A 24,214-nucleotide genomic window follows, 5' to 3' on the forward strand; every position below is an offset into this window, starting at 1 on the left:
TCCTTCCCCCAGTGGTTACATAATAGGTAACCAGTCAAACACTTTAAATATTTAATGATTTTTCGTTTTTAATATCTCACGAGAGGAGTTACAGACATGGAATTTTTTGAGAGATTCGCCATTCCCCATCCTAGTCCAATGATTTATGCATCAATGGTCGCAATTGGTTTAACCGTTATTGCGATCATCGCTGGGCTTACCTACTTTAAAAAATGGGGATATTTATGGCGTGAATGGTTAACAACCGTTGATCATAAAAAAATCGGGATTATGTATATCATATCCGCATTACTAATGCTTTTCCGCGGAGGCGCTGACGCTGTTATGATGCGTTTGCAGACATCTGTACCAGATAATACATTTTTGGATGCACAACATTATAATGAGGTATTTACAACGCATGGAGTTGTTATGATTATCTTTATGGCAATGGCATTCATTATTGGTCTAATGAACTTTATTGTTCCTTTACAAATTGGGGCCAGAGATGTAGCCTTTCCTAGACTAAACGCAATTAGTTTTTGGTTATATTTTGCAGGAGCCATGCTATTCAATATTTCCTTTGTTATTGGTGGATCGCCCGATGCGGGCTGGACAAATTATTATCCACTAGCAAACAATGAATTTAGTCCATCAGTTGGTGTGAATTATTATAATTGGGCATTGCAGATTTCGGGTATTGGTACGCTCATAACAGGTATAAACTTTATCGCAACAATTTTAAAAATGAGAGCGCCTGGAATGAAACTAATGAAAATGCCAATGTTTACCTGGACAGCTTTGATAACCAACCTTATTATTGTATTTGCATTTCCAGTACTGACAGTGGCGATTCTAATGGGAACACTTGACCGTCAGTTTGCCACAAACTTCTTTACAACTACTGCTGGTGGTAGTGATATGATGTGGGCCAATCTGTTCTGGTTCTGGGGACATCCTGAAGTGTATATTTTAATACTTCCGGCCTTTGGTATTTACAGTGAAATAATTGCAACCTTCTCTCAGCGGAATCTATATGGCTACAAATCTATGGTCGGATCGATAGTTATTATCTCGACCCTTTCATTTTTAGTTTGGGTACACCACTTCTTTACAATGGGGCAAGGTGCATTAACGAATAGTATTTTCTCGATTACAACAATGGCAATTGCTGTACCGACAGGAATTAAAATCTTTAACTGGCTATTGACCATGTGGAAAGGTAAAATTAGGTTTACTGTTCCAATGTTATATTCAGTAGGTTTTATACCACTCTTTACAATTGGTGGCGTAACAGGGGTTATGCTTGCGATGGCAAGTGCCGACTACCAATATCATAATACGATGTTCTTGGTAGCTCATTTCCACAACACGATTATACCCGGTGTTGTATTTGCTATGATTGCCGGCCTTACTTATTGGTGGCCAAAAATGTTTGGTTTTATGCTCAATGAAAAAATCGGTAAATGGGGATTTTGGTTTATGACAATTGGTTTTTGTTTTGCCTTTTTCCCAATGTACATTACTGGCCTAGATGGTCAAGCACGTCGTATGTACACATATTCTGAAGCGTCAGGATTTGGACCATTAAATATGCTCTCGTTCTTTGGAGCAGGTTTGATGGCAATCAGTTTTATCATCATCGTTTACAATATCTATTACAGCTTCCGTTACTCTCCAAGAAATGTTGGTGACGATCCATGGAATGCGCGTTCTCTTGAGTGGGCTACACATAATCCAGTGCCTGAATACAACTTTGCGATTGCACCGCAAGTAAAATCTTCAGAAGCTTTCTGGGATTACAAGAAGAATGGACATCAATTATTCAAAGGTGATATAAAAGATATTCATATGCCTAATAACAGTGGACAACCAATTATAATGGCTGGGTTGTTTTTCATATTTGGTTTCTCCTTCGTATTTTATATATGGGCTGGTGTTATTATTTCCGGAATCGGAATTTTAGCATGCTTAGTATATCGTTCGTTTGAAAAAGATGATGGCCATCACATACATGTACAAGAAATTAAAGAAACAGAAGAAAAATTTGGAGGTGCTAAAAAGTGAAATTAAATAATACGCAACCTCTTGAATATAGTACAGAACAAAATAAAATTAATATTGTAGGTTTCTGGATTTTCCTTGGGGCAGAAATTATGCTTTTTGCAACACTCTTTACTGCTTACTTTGTATATGAGAATCGTACTGGTACTGGACCAACTGGAGAAGAAATATTTATACTCGGCCCAATATTAATAAATACATTTTTGCTTTTGACAAGTAGTTTTACCATTGGATTAGCCATTCATGCGATGCGCATTAATCGAAAAAAAGCTACATTAGCATTTTTAGGTATCACTTTAGTACTTGGCGCAGCTTTCCTAGGTATAGAAATTTATGAATTTATGACTTACTATCATGAAGGGGCCACACTTCAAACTAGTGGTTTTACTTCAAGCCTGTTATTAACACTTGGAACCCATGGGGCTCACGTTACATTTGGTTTATTTTGGGGATTAGCTATTATACAACAAATTATAAAACGTGGAATTACACCACAAACAGCTAATAAAACCTTTATATTCTCTCTATATTGGCATTTTCTAGACGTAATGTGGATCTTTATCTATAGTTTTATCTACTTGAAAGGAATGATGTAATATGAAAGAACTATTTCCAATTAAACAAATAAATGGCTTCGTATTCTCATTACTTCTTACAGTAGTAGCACTTAGCGTTTATTTTATGGATATGTCTTATGAATGGGGAATGACTATTCTTCTTATAACTGCATTTGTTCAAGCAGGAGTTCAGTTTGTTATTTTTATGCATGCAGGAGAAACTAAAGACAGAGATGTGATTTTTTCAACCTTGTTTTATGGTGTATTTTTAGCTTTAGCCGCTGTATTTGGTTCATTATTAACATTAGTATGGGATATGATGTAATATCCCATACTAAAAAATAGAAAACAAAATAACCATCAAATTAAATGCTAATTTGATGGTTATTTAATTAAAAAATAAATTGTTTTTAAGTATTTGTAAATAAAGGAGAAAGGGGTAAGTTATTGAAAGATATACACTTACTGAATCCAACTCATTTATTATATCATGCCGTAGGGAAGCCACGGGTAAAAGGAATTAAGAAACTAGGTTCTAATAAACGTTGTTCACTTTGCGGTTTACCAACTACTGATGCTGTTGGATGGGAAGTAGGTAAAAAGTTTTCTAATCTTGATTTGTTTGCTGAAAAAGAAAATATTGATTTTTTATGTCCTGCTTGCCATTACGCTTTATCTCATATTAAAGAATTACATAAAGCCTATATTCTAAGATACACTGAAGGATTAAAGATTCTTCAATTTGATGATCAACCTAGCAAAAAGATAGGTATAGGACAAAAGCGCATTGTCTCACGTTATTATCTAAGGGATTTTTTGTCAAACCCTCCAGTTGATGACCCATGGATAATGATGCTACAAACGAAAATGAATCCTCAACATTCAATTATGAAGGCAAAAGTTAATTTTGGATATGCCGATACGTTATGGGTGTGTAATGGAGGAATAAATTATGCAATTCCGAAAAAGGGATTAGTAGAATTATTTAACGCACTAGAAAAAGTAAAAAAATCGGACTCGCTGTATCCGTATTTATTTAATGATAAGCGGCCTTGGAAGGAACATAAAGAGATAAAATTATGGGAAGAAGTTGAACCTATAATTGTAAAGCACAGGTGTAAACATTACTTATCTTTTATTTATGACCGCATCATACCTCCTAAAAATTACATGCTCAAGGACACCGATAATTAATCATTGGTAGGTGAGATTATAATGATAGAAAGAACAGCTGTATTAACTGTAGCAACTCCACTACATCATGGTAGTGAAAAATCTAGAATTAAACCTGATACACTACCGTCTGGTGTGAAGAATAATTACATTCCTCACAGACGTCTCCCAGTACTGTTAAAAAATGGAGAAGTACAATCAATAGGACTAGTACCTGCAGTATCAGGTAATTCCATTCGACATATATGGAGAGAATCCCTAGTTGATATCACTTTACATACTTTGGGACTTAAGCGAAAAGACTTGCCTAAGAATGTGCTTGAAACCCTTGTAAGTGGTGGAGGAATGGATGCGGCAGATGCTAAAAAAAATGATGATGAAGAAGAAAAGCAAGAAAAAGCAAAATTAAAGAGAAAGGCCATTCAACCATCCGTACCTATTTTAGTTAGGGATAGAGAAACTTTAAGGGCTACTATTCCGATCCTTTCTTTATTTGGTTGCAGTTACGGAAATAGAATGCTTTCAGGTATAGTTAATGTTGGGTGGGCTATTCCTGCATTAAAACAAACGGAACATATTACAAATATAGAATCAAATATCCCATTTTCAGAGGAGATAACAAGTTTTCAAATGATGACTCGTCAAGATCCACTTAAAGAGGAAAACACTGAGGAACAAAAAAGCAGACAATCAATTTACTATATGGAAGTGGTATCACCAGGCATTCCGTTTGCTCATTCATACGACATTAATTTATCAACACCAGTGGAACGCTCTGCCATGCAACTTGCAATTAACATGTTTAAAAATAATCCTTATTTGGGTGGGAAATCTTCTACTGGTCATGGTAAGGTACATACCGATAAATGGTATGCCCATTTAGCAGAACCACCTTCCTTATATATTGAATTTTTAAAGGAAAATCGTGATGTACTAGTGGAGTATATCAATCTTTGGAATAAACCTGAACAAATTGTAAAAGTTGCGGATAAAAAAGAAGTTATCGAATTTCCAAAAGACATATCAGTAGAATTAGATCGTCTTGTACAGGAAAGAGAAATAGCTGTTCAAAAAGAAATAGAGAAGAAAATGGCAGAGTGGTGAATTAACATGTCATCGTTAGAAAAAAGAAAATTAGCATATAAAAGTATAAATAAAACATCATTAAGAATTACTATCCATTTATCAACACCAATTATATATCCGTTAAACGGTATACACTTGGATGCACTTTTAACTGAAGTAGTTGCGAGAGAGTTATTCAGCTATGACTTGGATCGTTGGCAATACCAAGATAAACATATAGAACTGCCATTACCTTTAGAGAAAACTAAAGGAGAGTACCCCGTATGGAAAGCTAGTATTGGTTTTACCTCTCCTATAGTACGGGAATATCAAGATTTTTGGATAAAACGTACAAACGCTGAGTTTGCTGGTTATAAGTCGAGTGAAATTATTTGGCCCGCTGGAGTAATAAGTGATGTAGTGTCTAAGTCACTTGCGAAGGAAGTAAATATTGAAAAGGCTACTGGCCCAGCTAATAATCCAGCAAGTGGAGGCTTTAAGTCATACTATAAAAAAAGAGATCTTCTATTGACCGACTACATGATTTTTCATGCATATGGAAATAAAGAAGAAGTAGGACGACTACTTAAAACTTTAAATGGGATTGGAAAAAAAGTAGCGATAGGTTTTGGAAAAGTTAAAAGAATTGAAGTTAATGAGGTGGAAGATGATTATTCTTTATTTACACCAAATGGTAAACCTTCTAGAAATCTCCCGGTAAAAGACTTTCCTAATTTAAAATCACAGATCATCGCTTCAAGAACTATGTCCCCATACTGGTCTAAACGTGATTTGGTGGTATGTTATGCTCCATCCTCTCCAATACCTGTGTGGGAATGGGAAGAGGATGTTAAAATAGAATCATTTGAGGAGAGTTGGTTTGAAGAAGATCTGGAAGATAATTATAGTTGGTTTGACGATTAATTTACTTATACAAAAACTTATTAAACAGTTTTTATATAAAGGGTTGTTACCGAACTTTATGGAGTAAAAAGTTGGTTATCTATGCTTCTTTATCTAACTGAAAAGAATAAACCCCGAAAGTTATGGAGTGAAACACACGAAAGGAATTACTTAATATGAAGTATATTAATGCATCAATTATTCAAATAGAGTTACAATCAGATAAATATGTAAAAAAACCATACCCAAAATATCTACATGGACTTTGCTATTATTTAGCTGGAAAAGATTATCCACATGAAAAATACCGCCCACCTATGTTTCATCCTTCAATTATGAAATGGAAAGGAAACAAGGAATGGGGAACGCATGCAATTATTCTAATATCTAGTATAAATAAAGATCTAACATCCAATATACTTCAATCTTTAGAGAAAGTGAACGTTCTCAGATTGGGGTTTAACGAAATGCAACTCAAAACTTTTACAATACAGAAACAAGAAACAATACCATTGGATGCAAAGGTTACTATACCAGTACCAGATGAATTTAAAATTAGTTTTAATACACCTACCAGATTTAGAACTAGGGAAACAGATCATTATATTACGAAAGCTTATCCTGAATTGAACCTATTAATTAGATCTATGGCTCGTAATGTCCATATTCTGTATGGCGTTAAAATTGGTTTAAAGGAACAAGAAGAATTAACTAATAGTATTATGCTTATTGATGTAATTGGTTATCCAATACAGGCAAAAATAGATAGAAAATCAGAGTTTGAAGATTGTTTTATTGGGGAGATACATATATCCTGCAGAAAACTAAATCAAGAACAAAAGAAACTTTTTGGTATTTTGTTAAGAACAGCTAAATATTCGGGAGTAGGTCATAAAAAAGGATATGGATTTGGACAAATACAAATCAAAAGACCTACTATTTAATTAATTTTTTAATTTTATTTAGAATGGGGGTTTTATTGATTAAATCATCAGCAGAAAAGGAAACATTACAGCAAGAAATATTTAAATCAAGTAAATTACCAAGAGATAATACGAATGAAATTATGCAACAAAATGTTTATCGAACGATACTATATGGCGTACCTTTCCGATTAGCCGATGAATATGCCCATGCAACAAAAAAAATTCAGTATAATGATTCTAGACGTATAGTAGGAGCAATGTGTAATGTTTATATGAACAAACTTTCACATGGAAATACAACCTTATATGGCATAAACGATAAGGTTAAAAAAATAAATGGAAGAAATGTAATTACCAGTAGGGGGAGTTTTCGTGAATTAGTATCTAAAACACTTTCTCAATCCAATGACTTGTTTCAGGAACAAAGTAAACTTTGGGAATGGTATGAGGATAAAGATGGGAAGGTTCATCCTCGTTTAGATACAAATTATTTTTATACTGCTTTAGAACAAATGAATGATATTAAATTATTTAATCGAAAACTATTTGATTTTAACGAATACAATGGTAGGTATTCATTGTACCATTTACCTACATATTGGTCAGAATATCAATTAGCCAAACGAATTCTAGAAATACTACATGGGAATAGCATACTTAAAACTTCTAAAGATATTGCAAAATTAAAGGCAATAAATTATGGTGCAGATACAGAACAAGCACTAGCAATTAGTGAGGTTTTTGACAATAAAGTATCCATTATCACTGGAGGAGCGGGTACTGGCAAAAGTAAAACAATTGAAATTCTGGCTAATGTATTACTAGACGAAAATGCGAATTTATCTATTCGTATCTGTTCCCCAACAGGTATTGCTGCTCAAAACCTGCAAAATCGATTAATAAATTCACCATCAGAAAAGGTACGTATCTATTTTTCAGACTCAATTAATAAAAGTCGAACTATTCATAGTTTGTTGGAAATAAAACCATCTAAATCAATTGGAATAATTCGTTCTAAGTTTTCCTATAGAAAAGACCCATTAATAGCCGATATTCTCATTATAGACGAAGCGAGTATGGTTGATATCTATTTAACACGTAGTTTGTTATGGGCATTAGAAAATCATGTTCATGTTGTTATTGTGGGAGATAGCAATCAATTGAATAGTATTGGCCCTGGAAGAGTTTTATATGACCTTACAAATGGTCTGAAAAGATTACAAAAAAAAGAATTTGTTTCTCCTCTACCTAAATGGTCCAATCTAATTACGATTCATAGGACTAAGGAGGATTCTCGTATTCCAATTTTAGCAAATACTTTATTAATTCAGAACAGGGATGATCGTTGGAATTGCTTTAAGCAAGAACTGGAAAGATGTATTGAAAAGGGAGACGTTCGGTATATAAAAGCACAAGAAACGAAGGAAATTCTTAATTTAACAGTGAATGAGTATTTAAATAATCATGGTTCTATGGAGAATGTAGCATTAATTACAACAAGACATAATCAAGAAATTGGGAGAAATATATTAAATCAGAAAATACAGAGTAAACTTATGAAACGTTCAGGTTTTGAAGAAGGAGTTATTGTAATTCAAAATAGGAATGATTATCTACATGGTGTTTTTAATGGTGAAAAGGGGATAATTACAAAGGTCATAGAAAATAAAATAATTGCCGAATTTATCGGGGAGAGAACGGTTTCCTTAAGTAAAAATCAAGCTGAAAAAGATTGGTTGATTGGTTACGCAATTACTGTTCATAAATCTCAAGGGACAGAAGCTGAAACAGTTTTATTACCCATTTGGAGTGAACCAAAATCTAAAATATGGAATAGATCACTATTATATACAGCTATTACTCGTAGTAAAAATAAGCTAATATTTATCGGTAATGATGATGCACTTGAGCAAGGAGTAAAAAGTAAGGAAGGAAATCGCTTAACAAGATTACCACTTTTTTACCGAGAAATTGCTAATAGATATAAGGTATCCAAAAAGGTGGATAATTAATGCTTAATATCATTCTCTTGTCCAAATTTTAATACCTTGTAACTATTTTGTTTTATTAATTGTATACAGATATTTTCGGACCAAAGTTAATATTTATTTCTAAGAATAAAAGTATCTATTATTATATTTGACAGTTTTATTACAGTTAAGGAATTAGGGGTAATCGGATCTCAATTGATTAATGTAATCTAATTTATCCTGTGGCATCAGTTCTGCCTGAATTTCTGATACCCCAACCTGACTACCAATTGCATTTGCAGTACCTTTGTTATCACCTGTTAACATACTCGTCTTTTTAATTCCAAGTTGATGTAGCTTTTGAATGATAGCTTTACTTGTTTTACGTCAGCTACAGCAATAAGAGCAAGTACTTCTTTCTCCGTTCCAAAAACCATCACTGTTTTCCCTTGGTTTTGAAACTTTGTTACCTTTTGTTCTAACTTCTTATCATAATTAGTGGTAGATAAATCCTTAAAGAGTCTAGGACTTCCAATATAATAGACGGCAATGTTGCTATAGTTAATGATGGTGTCAATGATGCCCCTGCATTAGCAGCTTCTACAGTCGGTATTGTAATGGGAGGGGCCGGTACAGGTACGGCAATAGAAACTGCAGACGTTGCATTAATGGGAGATGATTTAAGTAAACTTCCATTTGCAGTTAAACTAAGCCGTAAATCACTAAATATAATTAAGGCTAATATCACTCGGAATAAACGAAAAGTGGCGGGAACATAAGTTTGTAATATAATTGATTTTAGTATAATTCGCATGAAGGGTTTTTTAATTAGAGTTCATGCGGTTCATTCATTTTAAACGAGTTTTGTCCAAATCTCTTGTCTCTAAAACTAGAGATATTTCCTATGCCCAACTTTTTTTGATATTACTATTTATGAACGTTACGAAATTGACTTAAATAATGTTTAAACGGTTAACTGAGGGGAATTAAATGGAGAGCAATAAATAGGAATCAAAAAATGAGGGAGCGTGGAGCAATAGTAAATATACGGGTATAATAGCATCTATTGCAGTGTCCATAACTAACTAATTATAGTACTACGGCTACCTATTTCATGGAATCAGTGTCTGTGTTTTCTTGCTAATAACTTGCACTTGTACAAGATAAGATATACAATGTGAAAAATGGTAATAGTTTCTGTAAATTTTGATAATTAAAGAATTTATAAAATATCTACTGGACTTATATTGTTATAGCAAGCTTTGTTGATGAAAATTAACGTTATATCTGAATTTAAGTCTCAAGAGTTAGAGCCACCCTCTGACTCTTGGGGTTTTTTAGTGAAAATAAAAATTCCAAAATAATTTATCCATTTGTATTTTCCAAAACCTTCACACTTTCCTCAAAAACATTTCTTATAATAACGAAGTAACGTAGATAAAAATTTATGAAATAACACTATTACTAGCCTATATCAAGTATGCAAATAATTTATAATAACTGGCTGAATTATAAAAAATCTATACAATATTATTTTTTAATTTGGTAGTGATTATTATAAAATTAATTCTTTCGGTTGGGGGATTTACGAGTTTTTGGGCTAGCTAATATAGTAGGGAGCTTCGAAGGTTACTTGCAGCACATATCTACCACAGTAATAAAGGTTAAACTTGTCTACTGTAAGGTTTTTTCAACATTAAAAACGAGTTTTAAAACTTAATCAATAATCATAATCATTCAACAAGTATATGGTAACATTAGTATATTAATAACATAATAGAAATAAAGGAGTGAATAGCAATGTGGTTAAACTTACAAATATTTGGTTTCAAAGCTTTATGGAGTCCGTATTTTCTGATATACATATTAATAATTGGCTTACTATACTACTTAATAACAGGACCACTCAGACATAAATTTGGTGGAACAGATTTACCTAGTAGAAAGCAAAAGATCTATTTTTACTCTGCCCTGCTATTATTATACATTGTTAAAGGGTCACCAGTAGATTTAATGACACATATTACGTTAACTGCTCATATGATTCAAATGGCAATCTATTTATTTGTATTTCCTATTTTTATAATAAAAGGGATACCTAAATGGATTTGGAAAAAAATTGCTTATGCACCAGTATTAGGACCTGTTATTCATTTTTTAACAAAGCCTATTATTTCGTTACTATTGTTTAACGCACTTTTTTCTCTATATCATATACCAGTAATTTTTAATTTCTCAAAATCCATGCCAATTGCACATACATCCATATCAATCATATTGTTAATGGTTTCTTTTATTGTTATTTTACCTATTGTTTCACCTATAAAGGAATTTGATAAACTTAAACCACTACTTAAAATAGCCTATATTTTGGCAAGTAGTCTATTAATAACTCCAGCATGTGCATTAATTATTTTTGCAGATGTGCCATTATATGCCGCTTATACTGAAAATGGCGCATGGCTACAAGCTTTGAGTTTATGTGTGCCAAACGACGTATTACAGGGACTTTCTAATACTCTATCAGGACCAGAGATGTTTACATCTATGGGAATTCTTATAGACCAGCAGCTAGGCGGAATTATCATGAAGATCATGCAAGAAATTACATATGGAGCCATTTATTGTTCCATTATTTTTAAGTGGTTTAAGGTGGATGATATCAATAAAATAGATCCTTTACCTGAAAAAACTAGTTATTAAGTTCCCATTTCTATCTAAAAAAGTGGAGGCAATCGTATGAAAGGAAAAATAGTTGTACTTATTCTAATTATTTTTACTATTGTTGTTTTAGCTATTGGTTGGTTTTTGACTCAGGATATTATGGAAAAGTTTGACTTAGAACCTTCTACTAGTATATTTAATGGACTACATTAATAATTTCGAAACATATTAAAATGATTCGTAAAGGTTGATAATGCTAATACTATATGAGGTTTCCGGATAAAGTAAATGAGGTTTGCATATGAAGGATAAAATTTTACTAGTAGATGATGAATGGAATATGAGAAATCTGATAAAAATTCATTTATCTAGATTAGATGTTGATATTGACGAAGCTAAGAGTGGTCAAGAAGCCCTTAAAATGATAGATAAGGAAAACTATATTTTGATTATTTTAGACATCATGTTACCTGATATTGATGGTTGGGAAGTGTGTAAAACAGTTAGAAAAACAAAAAGCATACCCATTCTTATGTTAACTGCTCGAAGTGATATTAAAGATCGAGTTTATGGATTGAATATTGGGGCTGATGATTACTTAACTAAACCATTTGCTCCCGAAGAACTGGTTGCTAGAATAACAGCCATGATACGTCGACAGAAGATGGTTAATGTAGAAATAGATGCTTCGGCGCTGAATTATTCCGATTTCTCAATTCAAATTGATAGTAGAACTGTAATGGTAAAAGATACACCAATAGAATTAACGCCAAAGGAATTTGATATTCTTTATTTGTTCGCTAGTCAACCGAAAAGGGTGTTTACTCGTGAAAATATATTAGATAAAATTTGGTCTATTAATGAATTTCGAGATTCTAGAGCTATTGATACACACGTCAAAAATATTCGTGAAAAACTTCGAAAGTCTGGACTTTCCTATAACCCGATCAAAACAATCTGGGGAGTAGGTTATAGATTTTTCAGTAAAGAAGAGGATAAATCCTAACATGAATAGAATTGTTCTGAAGCTTGGCATAATTATGATGGGACTAATCTTAGCGGTGTTATTACCATTGGGTTTTGTGGCTGATAAGATATTTTCGAATTTCTATTATAATCAAATAACAGAGGAGATTAGTGAACTTTCTCACAAATATGCAAGTTCGATAACGTCACTCGATGACGATGCGATGATAAATATGTTTAAAAGTCTGGCCTATTTTACCAATAAGGATATATATATAACGAATGCAATTGGGGAAGTCATTGCACACACTGGTATTCAAATTCCTTTAACTAACAATGAACTTAGACACCTATCAAAAGGTAAGTCTGTCCAAAAAAACTTTGAGGATAGAGAAACAAGTAATACCTACCTTAGCTATGGTCATCCAATTGTATTCTCTGATACTTTTGAGGGTTCTTTTTTTGTTTTGACCTCTGTTGATGATGCCCATGAACCAGCTCATAAGATCAGGGACTTATTAATTTTATCGGCAGTAGGAGCTTTTTTTGTAGGTCTTGGAATTACCTTTTTTCTGGCCAGAAAAATGTCAAAGCCTTTGATAGAAATGGAACGAGCAACAAGAGAGATAGCGAGAGGGAACTTAGATATACGTGTAAATACGATACCAAATGATGAATTAGGTTCTTTGGGTAAAGCGATTAATGATCTTGCGGTGGAAACAAATGAATATAGAACGAACCGAAGCGAGCTTTTCGCAAATATCTCCCACGAATTACGGACTCCAATAACATACCTAAAGGGATATGCAAACGCATTAAAAAACAATCTTTATAAAACAGAAGAAGAAAAACAGCAATACTTAACCATTATTGAAACTGAATCAGATCATATTTTAAGACTGATTAATGATTTATTTGATTTATCAAAAATGGAAGAAGGCCAAGCAAATCTTCAGAGGGAAACAGTTAATCTTCTAGAAATTGTGGAAACATCGATATTGAAAATAAAAATAGAACTTGAGAAGAAGGGTTTAAAGCTAGTTACTGAAATAAATCGGAAGTCTGATTTACTCATATATGCTGATGGTATCCGAGTAGAGCAGATTTTTATTAATTTATTAGTAAATGCCATTCAATATACGGAAAAAGGCTCTATTTGTATGAAAGTATGGGGGACTAAAAATAACGTACATATAGTCATTGAGGATACTGGTATTGGAATTCCCGAAGAAGACCTTCCTCTTGTTTTTGAGCGTTTCCATCGTGTTGAAAAATCTCGCTCAAGGGATTATGGAGGAACAGGACTGGGGTTAGCAATTGTTAAGAACTTAGTTGAGATCCAAGATGGGAATATAACGGTAAGTAGCAAGAGAAATAAAGGAACGAAATTTGAATTAAGCTTCCCAAGAGTGGAGTAGAGACGAATATGAAAAAAATAGAATGGTTTTTAGCTGTAATCCTGATAGTGATTGGATTAGTCTGTCTGACTATCTGTGCAACAATGTGGGGAAGTGGTTCGATTAGATATTATGTGACAACATTTATGCACATCTGTTTCTGGATAGGATTCCCTGGATTAGTAATAGGCGCTTTATATGTAATAATTTTAATTGGGAGAAAAAAATAAATAAGAAGTTTTTCTTTCCTCTATGATACAGAAAGGTGGATAATATGAAAGGGAGAAATGTTGTATTTATTTTATTATTAACCCTTATTACTAGTTTTATCTTTGTTTGGTTGAGTTTTAGGATGTTTGTTAACTGGATACCTCAATAAAGAGGTTATTCATCGAAGCAATATAAAATTAGAATTAATATTTAATTAGGAACGAATATAAATCAATACGATGGGAAGAGATGCTTTGTGAAAAATAAAAATTCAACAATGAAAATAGTAGTGATTATAACTTCATTAGTCTTTTTATTAGGAGTTGCATTAGTTGTATTAACCAATGATAACTCAGAAAAAGAAACGTATACAGAACAACCAGATATTGAAGGACAACCAGTTTTAGGAGAAGATGATGAAGATGATGCCTTGGTAACCGTAGTGGAATTCGGAGACTTTAAATGCCCAGCCTGTAAAGCTTGGGGGGAAACGATTTTCCCACAATTGACAAATGATTATATCGACACAGAAGAAGTGAGGTTTTCTTATATTAATACTCCGTTCCACGGTACAGAATCCACATTAGCCTCTTTGGCAGCTGAAACTGTTCTTGATCAAAACCCTGATGCTTATTGGGATTTTCATAACGCCCTGTTTGCTGAACAGCCGAGTTCAAATCACGATAACCAATGGGTAACCGTTGATAAGATTCTTGAGGTAGCAAATGAAATACAAACCATTGATATAGAGGAATTGGAACTTGCATTAGAAGAACAGTCTAAAATTGAAGAAGTAAATAAAGATGTTGAACTAGTAGAAGATTTTAATGTTCAAATGACGCCTAGCATAATGGTAAATGACATTATGGTTGAAGATCCATTTGATTATGAGGCAATTAAGAATCTTATTGAACAAGAATTGGAAGGATAATTAATTTATGAGTGAAATTAACAGTAAACAGCTATTTCTTTATTTTTCGTGGATAGTTTCGGTAGTTGCAACCCTTGGAAGTCTGTATTTTAGTGAAATACGGGGATTTATCCCCTGTGAACTATGTTGGTATCAGCGGATTCTAATGTATCCATTGGCTCTAATGTTAGGAATTGCTTCCTTCAACAGTGATTCTACGGTCAAGAAGTATGTCCTTCCAATGGCGGTAATAGGTTGGTTTATTTCACTTTTTCACTATATGCAACAGAAAATACCCGGTTTTGCGGCAATAAAACCATGCACGAGTGGTGTCCCCTGTAACATGCAGTATATTAATTGGTTCGGATTCATAACCATTCCATTTTTGGCTTTAACAGCCTTTACTCTTATTATAATTTTCATGTTATTAATCAAGAAAACGAATATTAGTAAATAAATGTATCTATATGTTGGGGAATTTTAACAATTGGGTTCAATATAATCTGTTCAACATAGAAGTATGACTTTTTATTTAAAAAATCCTTCTTTAAATTTAGTTTTCCTTAAATGTACAAACAAATGATACTTTTCTAATATTTTTTACCGAAAAATACCATAATAATTGTCACAATAGTTGAAAGCAAGCCATATAACGATAAGTTGGTTTGCTTTTTTTGTCGAAAAAATAGAAAAGGAAACAGTGGTAAAAAACAGTGGTTTATTGACGGAAATTTTAATAGCAATTAATATCTGGACAATGATATTTGGATAAGTTGTGACCATTTTGTGACATATTAAAAACTTCATAATTTCCGCACATACTCATGGTATGTTAAGGTTTAACGTCTGCAGAAAGGTTTGAATTACTAATCTGTATTATTAAAGTATTTAATAAATTTTTATAAGGGGTGTAATTATGAGTCTAGATGAAATTAAAAATAGAAAAAGTAGAAAAAAAAGAAACCGCTTAATTTTTAGAACAATGACTCTAGCTGTATTAGTTGGTGCTATAGTCTTTGCTTTAGTCTCAAATTTACAAGCAGATAAAACTGTATATCAAGTAGGAGATGAAGCTCCTGATTTCGCATTAAATCAAATTAATAAAAATAATGAATTAGAATCTGTCAAACTTAGTGATTTTAAAGGGCAGGGAGTAATGCTTAATTTTTGGGGAACTTGGTGTAAGCCGTGTGAAGAAGAAATGCCTTATATGCAAGCACTTTATCCTGAATATAAAGAGAAGGGTATTGAAATAATTGCAGTAAGTTTGGATAATACAGAATTAGTTGTAGATGGTTTTATAGATAAGTACGATTTAACCTTTCCTATTCCACATGATAAAACAGGTGAAGTTAGGGATTTATATAAAATAGGACCTATCCCAAGTACAATTTTTATTAATCCCGATGGGGACATTGAAAGAACAGTGATTGGCGCCCTTACATTAGAGAGTTTGGAAGGATATTTACAAGAAATCTTGCCAAAACAATAAGTAGTGAATTTTAAATAAGGAGGTTATGTTTTGGATGAAATAAACATTTTTCTAGCTTTTGGAGCTGGTTTTCTATCTTTTATTTCACCTTGTGTATTACCACTATATCCAGCTTTTTTATCTTACATAACTGGAATGAGCGTAAATGAGATAAAAGAAGATAGTAAAAAGATGAACAAAAAAGCTCTTTTACATACCATCCTATTTTTACTTGGTTTCTCAAGTATTTTTATTATGCTTGGTTTTACCACATCCTTTGTATCCGAGTTTTTGTTAACTTATCAGAGTTTGATTAGGCAGATGGGTGCGATTTTGATTATTTTCTTTGGGCTAGTAATTGTAGGGGTTTTTAATTTTAAATTTTTAATGAAAGACAAAAAAATAAGTTTTAAAAATCGCCCAGGGGGATATTTTGGATCATTTGTTATAGGAATGGCATTTTCTTTAGGTTGGACTCCCTGTACTGGACCGATTTTAGCTATTGTATTATCGTTAGCTGCAACAAACCCTGATATTGGTATGGTGATGATGATAAGTTATGTATTAGGTTTCTCTATTCCGTTTCTATTATTAGCATTCTTTATTGGCAAATTAAAGTGGATTAAGAAACATAGTCTCAAACTAGTGAAAATTGGTGGATATATTATGATTTTCATGGGGATTGCTCTATTTTTTGATTGGATGACTAAATTAACCTCGTTCTTGGCTGGATGGTTTGGTTTTTATGGTTTCTAAAATTCACTTGAACTTTTATAAAGGAGAGGTGGAGTACCGATAGAGTAATTTTTATGTAAGGAAAAAACTGTTGTTGATAGATTTATATATTACTTTTCTAATTGGTAATAAACTTAAATTAAAAGAATTTACGAGATTAGTATTATGAGGGTTTGAGGAAAGGTTTTATTACTACTGTGAGGGATTAATGATGAGTAAAGTAAAATGTGAATGTGGTCATGTGAACCCGTTTGGTACAGTTCTATGTGAGTCCTGTGGAAAACCTGTTGCAGGAAATCAACATATAGACGGTAACGAGGGGAAAAAATTATTAAATATGCGGTATGAAGGGACGGCTCGTCGTTCACAAACGTATACCAAGTCATTTGTTGATCGAATATGGAGTTTTTTCTCTTCTGTAAAGGTCGGGGTTTGGTTAATCATATTAGCTTTAATAGCTTCTATGCTTGGAACCATATTCCCACAGCAAATGTACATACCTCCAGATGCACCAAATCGTAATCCTGCAGTTTTTTATGAGGAACAATATGGAATTTTAGGCCTCATTTTTTACCAGTTGGGATTCCACAATCTTTATTCTTCGTGGTGGTATATGATTTTGATTGCATTAATCGGAGTATCACTTGTTATTTGCAGTTTAGACCGATTCGTCCCTTTGTTCAAAGCATTGCGAAATCAAAAACCGAAAAAACATAAATCATTTTTGAGCAGACAACGTTTATATAGTGAAACTGAAAAGGTAACAGATAGTGAGGTAGAAAGTGTTAAGAATAAATTAAGACAACGATGTTATAAAATTGCGGAAGAAAATGGACATATACTAGCGGAAAAAGGAAGATTTTCCAGATGGGGTCCATACGTCAATCATATAGGGTTAATTATTATTCTATTAGCTGCTATCCTTCGATTTACCCCTATTTTTTATATGGATGAATATGTCTGGGTACGAGAAGGTGAAACAACAGTTTTACCTGGTACGGACGGAGAGTATTATATTAAAAATAAGGACTTCATACTCGAAACATATGATGAAAATGATGAAAGTGATGAAAGGTTTAAAGAAGCTTTAGAACAAGTAGGGACGGTAGTGAGTAACTATCAATCCGATGTTATTATTTATAAGGCAGCGAGACCTATTCCTGGTGCTGAACCAAAATTAGAGCCGATTGCTGAAGAATCTATTCAAATGAATCAGCCGTTGGAATTTGAAGGCTATAAATTATTTCAGTCTGGGTATCAACTAAATGAATTTTCAAGTATGACATTTAAAATTTATAAAACAAATGATTCAAAAGAGGAAGAATTAGGTGCTTTCACGGTGGATTTAATGGAACCAGAGTCCGAATTTATTCTAGATAATGGGTTTAGAATAGTTTTAGATAAATATTACCCTGATTACTATCTAGATGATAATGGTGTACCAGCATCAGAAACGAATTTCCCAAGAAACCCTGCCTTTGTATTATTGGTATATCCACCCGAAAGTGATACAGCTGAAGTTAGTTTTCTGGGAATAGGAAAAAATATTGACCCAACAGAAGAAAATGAATATAAATTGGGGATTATTGATTTTGAAATGCATGATGTAAGTGGCTTGGCTTTTAGATATGATCGGTCTCTTCCGTTCTTTGGTCTTGGTGCTGCTATATTCATGGTAGGTGTTATTCAAGGGATGTACTGGCAGCATCGAAGAATTTGGATAAATCGCACAAAAGATGGGGGATTACTGATGGCAGCACATACTAATAAAAACTGGTTTGGCATAAAAAAAGACATAGAAACGGTTTTAGAAAATACAGATATCAAGATGGTAGTTGATCAGCAGGAATTAGATGAAAAGGAAAAACATTAAGGGATGCATTCTTTTAAAATAAGGAGGGTAAATCTTTATGGATCTACAAAATATAAGTAGTATGGCTCTATATATAGCGTTTATACTCTATTTAATTGCAACCTTCTTCTTCGGGGCAACAATCAGGGATAAAAGAAAAAAACATAAAAAAGGAATTGCAGGTAAGATTGGTATTACTATAACGGTAATCGGTTTTTTAGCACAGCTAGTTTATTTCATAACAAGATGGATTGCTAGCGGACATGCCCCGGTTAGTAATATGTTTGAGTTTTTAACATTCTTAGGAATGTCACTCGTACTTGGTTTTATCATTATTTATGCGTACTACAAGCTAAGTTTTCTAGGCCTTTTTGCATTACCTATTGCAATGATTATCATAGCTTATGGAAGTATGTTTTCAAAGGAATTAGCCCCTTTAGTGCCTTCACTTCAAAGCCACTGGTTGTATATTCATGTTACCACTGTTGGTTTGGGTCAGGGAATTCTAGGTATTAGCTTTGTTGTAGGATTAATGTATCTTATCAAGGAAGTGGACCAATCGGTAAAAAGCAAGAGCCGAGTATGGCTTGAATCTATACTTTATCTTTTATTTGTATTTATTGGGTTTGTTGTAATTACAACTACCTTTAATATATCAAACTATAATGTTACATTTGAGCATTCAACGGATAGCCAGATTTATACGACGGAGTATCACCTACCTGCCATTGCCGCCCCAAATGAGGGGATGCTCCTTACAGAAGGTGTGATGGAACCATGGTTTGAAACACCCGCATGGTTTCAAGGAAGTGATTCAGGGCGAAAATTTAACACTGTGATATGGTCAGTGATTACAGGGTCCATTATATATCTTATTACTAGACTTATAATAAGAAAGCGTGTTGGAGCAGCTATACAGCCACTACTTAAAAATATAAAGTCTGACTTACTTGATGAAATAGAATATCGCTCAGTAGCAATTGGATTTCCAGTGTTTACTCTAGGTGGTTTAATTTTCGCTTCTATTTGGGCCGAAGCTGCTTGGGGGAGATTTTGGGGTTGGGACCCGAAGGAAGTGTGGGCATTAGTAACTTGGTTCTTCTATGCAGCCTACCTTCATTTACGTCTATCACGAGGATGGCATGGTAAGAAGTCTGCTTGGTTAGCGGTAATCGGATTCGGAATTATTATGTTTAATTTAATTGTAGTAAACCTAGTTATAGCTGGATTGCATTCCTATGCATAAAGAGGTTATACCTGTTGCTTTGGAACTATATATTGTGTTATGGCTAAATACAGAAGTATTATAACTTTAAGTTCTGATGTTTTATATAAAATTTCCTTATTAACGGACAAACTATGAAAATTATAAAGGCTAAGACATTCTAAGGCCCTATAAATATACAAAAATGTAGGTTTACCTTTTGTATAAGTATATTTGTATTCCTAGTAAGTACAATTAATTTAACTAAAAAGAAGAATTATAGTTAATCTATATTATAATCATTTATTTTTATATAATTGAAAATTGATAATTGTTTTATATATAACATTTATTAGTGAATTAACTACTAAATTTTTAAGGAAAAACGAAATGGATTTTACTGATTAACTAGAAAAAATGAGGTTATAAATGCATAGAAAGGTGGACATATATTGAAGCGTTTACGAATTCTAATGGTTGTTCTTACCATTTTTCTAGTTGCTTGTGGTCAAGAACTTGAAACAAATATGTCAAAACAGGTGATGGGTTTCGAGTTTACAACGCAAGATCAAGAAACACTGTCCTTAGAAGAATTGAAAGGGGAATGGTGGATTGCAGATTTTATTTTTACAAACTGTACAACAGTCTGCTTGCCAATGACATCTAATATGTCTAAACTTCAAGACAAAATGAAAGAAGAAAATTTGGATGCCCAACTTATATCATTTAGCGTTGATCCTGAGTACGACACACCGGAAGTCTTAAAGGAATATGCAGAAAGCTATCAGGCTGATTTAGAAAATTGGGCTTTTTTAACAGGCTATGATTTTCAAACTATTAAGGAATTATCGGTAAACTCGTTTATGTCCGCTTTGGAAAAACCACCAGAAGGTTCTAATCAAGTAATGCATGGTACTAGATTCTATTTAGTAAATCCAGAAGGGGAGGTCGTTAAAAATTACAAAGGTGTCGAAATTGAGTCGATAGAACAAATTATTAATGATCTTAAAATAGTACTTAAATAATCAAAATCAATGATTCAAAATCGGAGGATTATAGAAATGAGAATAAAAATAGGTATATCAATGTTCGTTTTATTAATAGGGCTATTAGCTGCATGTGGAAATGGAACCGAAAATGGGAACGAACAGGAAACAGATGAACTAAAAATGCTTGAAGTTGAATTCCAAGTTCCAGATAAGGCTAATATTAGTGAAACAATAGAATTGAAGGCTATAGTTACATATGGTGACGAAAGAGTAACAGACGCAGATGAAGTCGAATTTGAATATTGGGAAAAAGGAAACGAAGAAGATAGTACAAAGATCAAATCCAATAATAATGGGGATGGCACGTATTCTGCTGACGTAACTTTTGATACAGAGGGGATCTATGAAATGTATGCTCACACGACAGCAAGGGATTTACATACAATGCCTAAAAAGTCTATAACAATTGGTGAGGGTACAAGTGATGATCAAGAATAAGTACTCCATGAGAGCGTGAAATCATGTGGATAATTAATAGATAGTAACAAAAATAACCTATCTCTCTAGTCATAAATGGAAGAGATGGGTTATTTTATTACATTATGACTGTAGTGGCCACTTTTGTTACACAATATTATCTTCTATTGTTTGCGGGTTCAGGTTAAGGAAAAGTGTTAAGGTTAGGTACATTTCCTATTGGATACATTCTTCCACTATAATGAAAGGTTTATGTACAAATAAATAATTCCAAATCCAAACAAACCAACGATTGAAGAATACAGCAAAGTAGAATTCTTAACCGCTTCACCGAAGATTTCTTTTACTGCAACCATAAAAATGATAGCAATGGATAGATTTATCATAAAGGCAAGTAAGGGGGACATTCCAAAATTAAATAATTGCCCTAGTAATGTCCCTAAAGCAAGTGGTAATGTAATAATGGCTGTGATAAACACACAAGTAAGTATTCCAAATCCGGCTAGAAACAATGGGGTAAAAACAATTATTCCTTCTGGTATGTTATGCAGGACTAGTGTTGTTAGCATTAAAGCACCTAATTCTGTACCCATTGTTGGCCCAAGTGCAATACCAACCGGAAAATTATGAAATGCAATGCTAAAGGCTAAAAGCACTCCGGAACGAACAAAAATGTCTTTTTGATGACTATTAGTGATGATCGTAATTTTATTCATTAATTGGTGAATGTATTGAAATAGTAACAAGCCTAATGTAACCCCAACGGCAAGAATTATCCAACCACCTAATTCAATACTCTCAGGAATCATTTCAAGAAACAATAACCCTACTATTAGTCCAGCACACAATGAATAAATAAAGCTAAATCCCCTATGGAAGCCTTTCATTAACCATGCAAGTCCACCACCAACACTAATACCAAGAGCTGAGGCGAACGCACTAATTATCCAAGTTGTATCCATATAATCGCTCCTTAAAAAAGGTTGTCTCTTATTTTATATTGTTACCGATTAATGATTATACTGTTTATTACGGATTGACAATTATTTATTATATATATAAAATATGAACATATACTAATATATACATATAGTAGTTCAATTATTATAAAGTTTATTTATTAATTGTTATACATACTAATTAAAAAGGGGGAGAACTTTTATGGAAGACAAGAAGGAACAGGTGGAGATAGACAAAAAGGACTTGGATGAAGAAACATTATTTGTAGTATCACAAACTTTTAAAGCATTGGGTGATCCAACAAGAATACGGATTCTTAACTTATTGTTTCACAAAGAATTTTCTGTAAATAGAATTGCAGAAACCTTACATCTTAGGCAATCCACTGTTTCACATCAATTACGTTTTTTGAAAAATTTACGCTTAGTAAAATATCGTAGGGAAGGGACAACCTTATACTACTCGCATGATGATGAACACGTAATGAATATGCTTAAACAAACCATAGAACACGCCTGTCATAATTAGTATTTCATAACCTATAATAAGGATTATGAAATACTAATATGCGCAATTAAGCTTGTTATATGAGCATATATAAATATATGCTCTCTCTATCAAAAGTAGGAGGTTATACAATTGGGACACAATCATGGACATGACCATACACATGGGGCAAACAAAAAGGCACTATTGATAAGTTTTATCATTATTACAGCATATATGATTGTTGAAGCCGTAGGTGGATTTATAACCAACAGTCTTGCATTATTATCTGATGCAGGACATATGTTAAGTGACTCTATATCCCTTGGAGTAGGGTTGCTTGCATTTACATTAGGGGAAAAGGTTGCAAACTATAGTAAAACCTATGGGTATAAACGTTTTGAAATCTTAGCCGCAGTTTTTAACGGGGTGACTCTCGTTTTAATTGCAATATATATCTTTTATGAAGCATTTCAACGGTTTCAAAATCCACCTGAAGTTGCATCGACTGGAATGTTAATTATTGCTTCAATCGGTTTATTAGTAAATATTTTTGTTGCATGGATATTAATGCGTGGTGATACAGAAGAAAACTTAAACCTACGTGCTGCTTTTCTTCATGTGATAGGTGACTTACTAGGTTCTGTTGGGGCGGTCGCTGCAGCATTGTTAATAATGTTCTTTGGTTGGGGTTGGGCTGATCCACTAGCAAGTGTTATAGTGGCAGTACTTGTATTGATAAGTGGATGGCGAGTAACAAAGGATGCCGTACACGTATTAATGGAGGGGACTCCCAAGAATGTTGATTTGAATAATATCGCTAAAACAATGGAAAATGTCAATGGTGTAATAAATATTCATGATTTACACGTTTGGAGTATTACTAGTGGGCAAAATGCTCTTTCATGCCACGCAGTGGTAGACGGGAATTTATCTGTTTATGAAAGCCAAAACATTTTGAGAAAACTAGAACATGAACTTGAGCATCAAGGTATTGGTCACGTAACCATTCAGATGGAAAATAATGACCATCCTCATGAAGACTCATTATTGTGTCAAAATTCTCAGGAATCTTCTGCACATAACCATGATCATTAGAATTAATTGGACTTGATAAATTAAGTAGCCTGCATTTTAATTTAATGGAGGCTTACTTTTTGTCAATAACTTTCATTATTTTTTAAGGTTATATTATGACGATTTGCTTACAATTTGGACAGGGTAGTTATCTTTTATACTGTTAATGCTATGATTCG

General features: G+C 33.2%; 23 protein-coding genes and 2 pseudogenes. 23 read left to right on the forward strand and 2 right to left on the reverse strand.

Going from position 1 to position 24,214, the window contains the following annotated elements; genetic code table 11:
• Positions 1 to 96: 96 nt before the first annotated feature.
• The 8 genes from qoxB to D8M05_RS02560 all read left to right on the forward strand — a co-directional run bounded on the left by qoxB (position 97) and on the right by D8M05_RS02560 (position 8,679).
• Positions 97 to 2,046 (forward strand): cytochrome aa3 quinol oxidase subunit I, encoded by a 1,950-nt coding sequence (gene qoxB / locus D8M05_RS02525; protein ID WP_121128326.1) that lies wholly within the window; start codon positions 97 to 99, stop codon positions 2,044 to 2,046.
• Positions 2,043 to 2,639 (forward strand): cytochrome (ubi)quinol oxidase subunit III, encoded by a 597-nt coding sequence (locus D8M05_RS02530; RefSeq protein WP_121128328.1) that lies wholly within the window; start codon positions 2,043 to 2,045, stop codon positions 2,637 to 2,639. The genes qoxB and D8M05_RS02530 overlap by 4 nt, the downstream gene beginning before the upstream one ends.
• A gap of 1 nt (position 2,640) precedes the next feature.
• A complete protein-coding gene (gene qoxD / locus D8M05_RS02535) occupies positions 2,641 to 2,925 on the forward strand; it encodes a cytochrome aa3 quinol oxidase subunit IV (protein WP_121128330.1) in 285 nt (94 codons plus the stop codon).
• Positions 2,926 to 3,047: 122 nt separating this feature from the next.
• On the forward strand, positions 3,048 to 3,794 hold the full coding sequence (locus D8M05_RS02540; RefSeq protein ID WP_121128332.1) for a hypothetical protein: 747 nt from the start codon (positions 3,048 to 3,050) through the stop codon (positions 3,792 to 3,794).
• Between the two features lie 21 nt (positions 3,795 to 3,815).
• Positions 3,816 to 4,877, forward strand: a complete 1,062-nt coding sequence (locus tag D8M05_RS02545; RefSeq protein WP_121128334.1) for a hypothetical protein — start codon at positions 3,816 to 3,818, stop codon at positions 4,875 to 4,877.
• A 6-nt stretch (positions 4,878 to 4,883) separates the two neighbouring features.
• Positions 4,884 to 5,762, forward strand: coding sequence for a hypothetical protein (locus D8M05_RS02550; protein ID WP_121128337.1), 879 nt, complete (start codon positions 4,884 to 4,886; stop codon positions 5,760 to 5,762).
• A gap of 155 nt (positions 5,763 to 5,917) precedes the next feature.
• Positions 5,918 to 6,685: a CRISPR system precrRNA processing endoribonuclease RAMP protein Cas6 gene (cas6, locus tag D8M05_RS02555; protein ID WP_121128339.1), complete on the forward strand. Its 768-nt coding sequence runs from the start codon at positions 5,918 to 5,920 to the stop codon at positions 6,683 to 6,685.
• A 35-nt stretch (positions 6,686 to 6,720) separates the two neighbouring features.
• Entirely contained in the window at positions 6,721 to 8,679 is a 1,959-nt protein-coding gene (locus D8M05_RS02560; RefSeq protein WP_183072683.1) for an ATP-dependent DNA helicase, read from the forward strand.
• 159 nt (positions 8,680 to 8,838) lie between these two features.
• On the opposite strand, the pseudogene D8M05_RS02565 reads toward D8M05_RS02560, so the two are convergent.
• A pseudogene (locus D8M05_RS02565) lies at positions 8,839 to 9,191 on the reverse strand (HAD-IC family P-type ATPase); the annotation flags it as partial.
• On the opposite strand from D8M05_RS02565, the pseudogene D8M05_RS20870 reads away from it, so the two are divergent.
• From D8M05_RS20870 to D8M05_RS02630, 13 genes and pseudogenes are all read left to right on the forward strand, one after another.
• Positions 9,183 to 9,386, forward strand: a pseudogene (locus tag D8M05_RS20870) (heavy metal translocating P-type ATPase); the annotation flags it as partial. The pseudogenes D8M05_RS02565 and D8M05_RS20870 sit on opposite strands and share 9 nt — an antisense overlap.
• Before the next feature lie 1,051 nt (positions 9,387 to 10,437).
• Positions 10,438 to 11,340 carry a cytochrome c oxidase assembly factor CtaG gene (gene ctaG, locus D8M05_RS02575; RefSeq protein ID WP_121128343.1) on the forward strand — a complete coding sequence of 301 codons (903 nt, stop codon included), beginning with the start codon at positions 10,438 to 10,440 and terminating at the stop codon, positions 11,338 to 11,340.
• A gap of 36 nt (positions 11,341 to 11,376) precedes the next feature.
• Positions 11,377 to 11,514: a hypothetical protein gene (locus D8M05_RS20075; protein ID WP_183072684.1), complete on the forward strand. Its 138-nt coding sequence runs from the start codon at positions 11,377 to 11,379 to the stop codon at positions 11,512 to 11,514.
• 88 nt (positions 11,515 to 11,602) lie between these two features.
• Positions 11,603 to 12,307 (forward strand): response regulator transcription factor, encoded by a 705-nt coding sequence (locus tag D8M05_RS02580; protein ID WP_121128345.1) that lies wholly within the window; start codon positions 11,603 to 11,605, stop codon positions 12,305 to 12,307.
• A 1-nt stretch (position 12,308) separates the two neighbouring features.
• Positions 12,309 to 13,685, forward strand: a complete 1,377-nt coding sequence (locus D8M05_RS02585; protein ID WP_121128347.1) for a HAMP domain-containing sensor histidine kinase — start codon at positions 12,309 to 12,311, stop codon at positions 13,683 to 13,685.
• A gap of 466 nt (positions 13,686 to 14,151) precedes the next feature.
• Positions 14,152 to 14,805, forward strand: a complete 654-nt coding sequence (locus tag D8M05_RS02595) for a DsbA family protein (protein WP_121128387.1) — start codon at positions 14,152 to 14,154, stop codon at positions 14,803 to 14,805.
• Between the two features lie 7 nt (positions 14,806 to 14,812).
• Positions 14,813 to 15,241 carry a disulfide oxidoreductase gene (locus D8M05_RS02600; RefSeq protein WP_379542969.1) on the forward strand — a complete coding sequence of 143 codons (429 nt, stop codon included), beginning with the start codon at positions 14,813 to 14,815 and terminating at the stop codon, positions 15,239 to 15,241.
• Between the two features lie 459 nt (positions 15,242 to 15,700).
• Entirely contained in the window at positions 15,701 to 16,276 is a 576-nt protein-coding gene (resA, locus tag D8M05_RS02605) for a thiol-disulfide oxidoreductase ResA (protein WP_121128351.1), read from the forward strand.
• A gap of 30 nt (positions 16,277 to 16,306) precedes the next feature.
• Positions 16,307 to 17,011 (forward strand): cytochrome c biogenesis CcdA family protein, encoded by a 705-nt coding sequence (locus D8M05_RS02610; protein WP_121128353.1) that lies wholly within the window; start codon positions 16,307 to 16,309, stop codon positions 17,009 to 17,011.
• A 190-nt stretch (positions 17,012 to 17,201) separates the two neighbouring features.
• Positions 17,202 to 18,863, forward strand: a complete 1,662-nt coding sequence (gene resB / locus D8M05_RS02615) for a cytochrome c biogenesis protein ResB (RefSeq protein WP_121128355.1) — start codon at positions 17,202 to 17,204, stop codon at positions 18,861 to 18,863.
• A gap of 37 nt (positions 18,864 to 18,900) precedes the next feature.
• A complete protein-coding gene (ccsB, locus tag D8M05_RS02620; protein ID WP_121128357.1) occupies positions 18,901 to 20,088 on the forward strand; it encodes a c-type cytochrome biogenesis protein CcsB in 1,188 nt (395 codons plus the stop codon).
• 410 nt (positions 20,089 to 20,498) lie between these two features.
• The gene (locus D8M05_RS02625) at positions 20,499 to 21,071 is read left to right on the forward strand and encodes an SCO family protein (RefSeq protein ID WP_245985146.1); all 573 of its coding nucleotides are present in this window, start codon (positions 20,499 to 20,501) and stop codon (positions 21,069 to 21,071) included.
• 36 nt (positions 21,072 to 21,107) lie between these two features.
• Positions 21,108 to 21,533 carry a FixH family protein gene (locus D8M05_RS02630; RefSeq protein WP_121128359.1) on the forward strand — a complete coding sequence of 142 codons (426 nt, stop codon included), beginning with the start codon at positions 21,108 to 21,110 and terminating at the stop codon, positions 21,531 to 21,533.
• A gap of 215 nt (positions 21,534 to 21,748) precedes the next feature.
• Here the strand turns inward: D8M05_RS02630 and D8M05_RS20490 are convergent, their stop codons facing one another.
• The gene (locus tag D8M05_RS20490) at positions 21,749 to 22,474 is read right to left on the reverse strand and encodes a ZIP family metal transporter (RefSeq protein ID WP_245985148.1); all 726 of its coding nucleotides are present in this window, start codon (positions 22,472 to 22,474) and stop codon (positions 21,749 to 21,751) included.
• A gap of 199 nt (positions 22,475 to 22,673) precedes the next feature.
• Between D8M05_RS20490 and D8M05_RS02640 the strand changes: the two genes are divergently transcribed.
• Together D8M05_RS02640 and D8M05_RS02645 are read left to right on the forward strand one after the other, a co-directional pair.
• Complete coding sequence (locus D8M05_RS02640; protein ID WP_121128361.1) at positions 22,674 to 23,000, forward strand: ArsR/SmtB family transcription factor; 327 nt, start codon at positions 22,674 to 22,676, stop codon at positions 22,998 to 23,000.
• A 111-nt stretch (positions 23,001 to 23,111) separates the two neighbouring features.
• Entirely contained in the window at positions 23,112 to 24,056 is a 945-nt protein-coding gene (locus tag D8M05_RS02645; protein WP_121128363.1) for a cation diffusion facilitator family transporter, read from the forward strand.
• Positions 24,057 to 24,214: the final 158 nt, after the last annotated feature.

This window comes from Oceanobacillus bengalensis, assembly GCF_003628445.1.
Classification (GTDB): domain Bacteria; phylum Bacillota; class Bacilli; order Bacillales; family Amphibacillaceae; genus Oceanobacillus; species Oceanobacillus bengalensis.

Bases quoted from the DNA above. Each gene is read 5' to 3' on its own strand.
- qoxB (WP_121128326.1), top strand. From the start codon at position 97: ATGGAATTTTTTGAGAGATTCGCCATTCCCCATCCTAGTCCAATGATT.
- qoxD (WP_121128330.1), top strand. From the start codon at position 2,641: ATGAAAGAACTATTTCCAATTAAACAAATAAATGGCTTCGTATTCTCA.
- D8M05_RS02545 (WP_121128334.1), top strand. From the start codon at position 3,816: ATGATAGAAAGAACAGCTGTATTAACTGTAGCAACTCCACTACATCAT.
- D8M05_RS02550 (WP_121128337.1), top strand. From the start codon at position 4,884: ATGTCATCGTTAGAAAAAAGAAAATTAGCATATAAAAGTATAAATAAA.
- cas6 (WP_121128339.1), top strand. From the start codon at position 5,918: ATGAAGTATATTAATGCATCAATTATTCAAATAGAGTTACAATCAGAT.
- ctaG (WP_121128343.1), top strand. From the start codon at position 10,438: ATGTGGTTAAACTTACAAATATTTGGTTTCAAAGCTTTATGGAGTCCG.
- D8M05_RS20075 (WP_183072684.1), top strand. From the start codon at position 11,377: ATGAAAGGAAAAATAGTTGTACTTATTCTAATTATTTTTACTATTGTT.
- D8M05_RS02580 (WP_121128345.1), top strand. From the start codon at position 11,603: ATGAAGGATAAAATTTTACTAGTAGATGATGAATGGAATATGAGAAAT.
- D8M05_RS02585 (WP_121128347.1), top strand. From the start codon at position 12,309: ATGAATAGAATTGTTCTGAAGCTTGGCATAATTATGATGGGACTAATC.
- D8M05_RS02595 (WP_121128387.1), top strand. From the start codon at position 14,152: ATGAAAATAGTAGTGATTATAACTTCATTAGTCTTTTTATTAGGAGTT.
- D8M05_RS02600 (WP_379542969.1), top strand. From the start codon at position 14,813: ATGAGTGAAATTAACAGTAAACAGCTATTTCTTTATTTTTCGTGGATA.
- resA (WP_121128351.1), top strand. From the start codon at position 15,701: ATGAGTCTAGATGAAATTAAAAATAGAAAAAGTAGAAAAAAAAGAAAC.
- resB (WP_121128355.1), top strand. From the start codon at position 17,202: ATGAGTAAAGTAAAATGTGAATGTGGTCATGTGAACCCGTTTGGTACA.
- ccsB (WP_121128357.1), top strand. From the start codon at position 18,901: ATGGATCTACAAAATATAAGTAGTATGGCTCTATATATAGCGTTTATA.
- D8M05_RS02630 (WP_121128359.1), top strand. From the start codon at position 21,108: ATGAGAATAAAAATAGGTATATCAATGTTCGTTTTATTAATAGGGCTA.
- D8M05_RS20490 (WP_245985148.1), bottom strand. From the start codon at position 22,474: ATGGATACAACTTGGATAATTAGTGCGTTCGCCTCAGCTCTTGGTATT.
- D8M05_RS02640 (WP_121128361.1), top strand. From the start codon at position 22,674: ATGGAAGACAAGAAGGAACAGGTGGAGATAGACAAAAAGGACTTGGAT.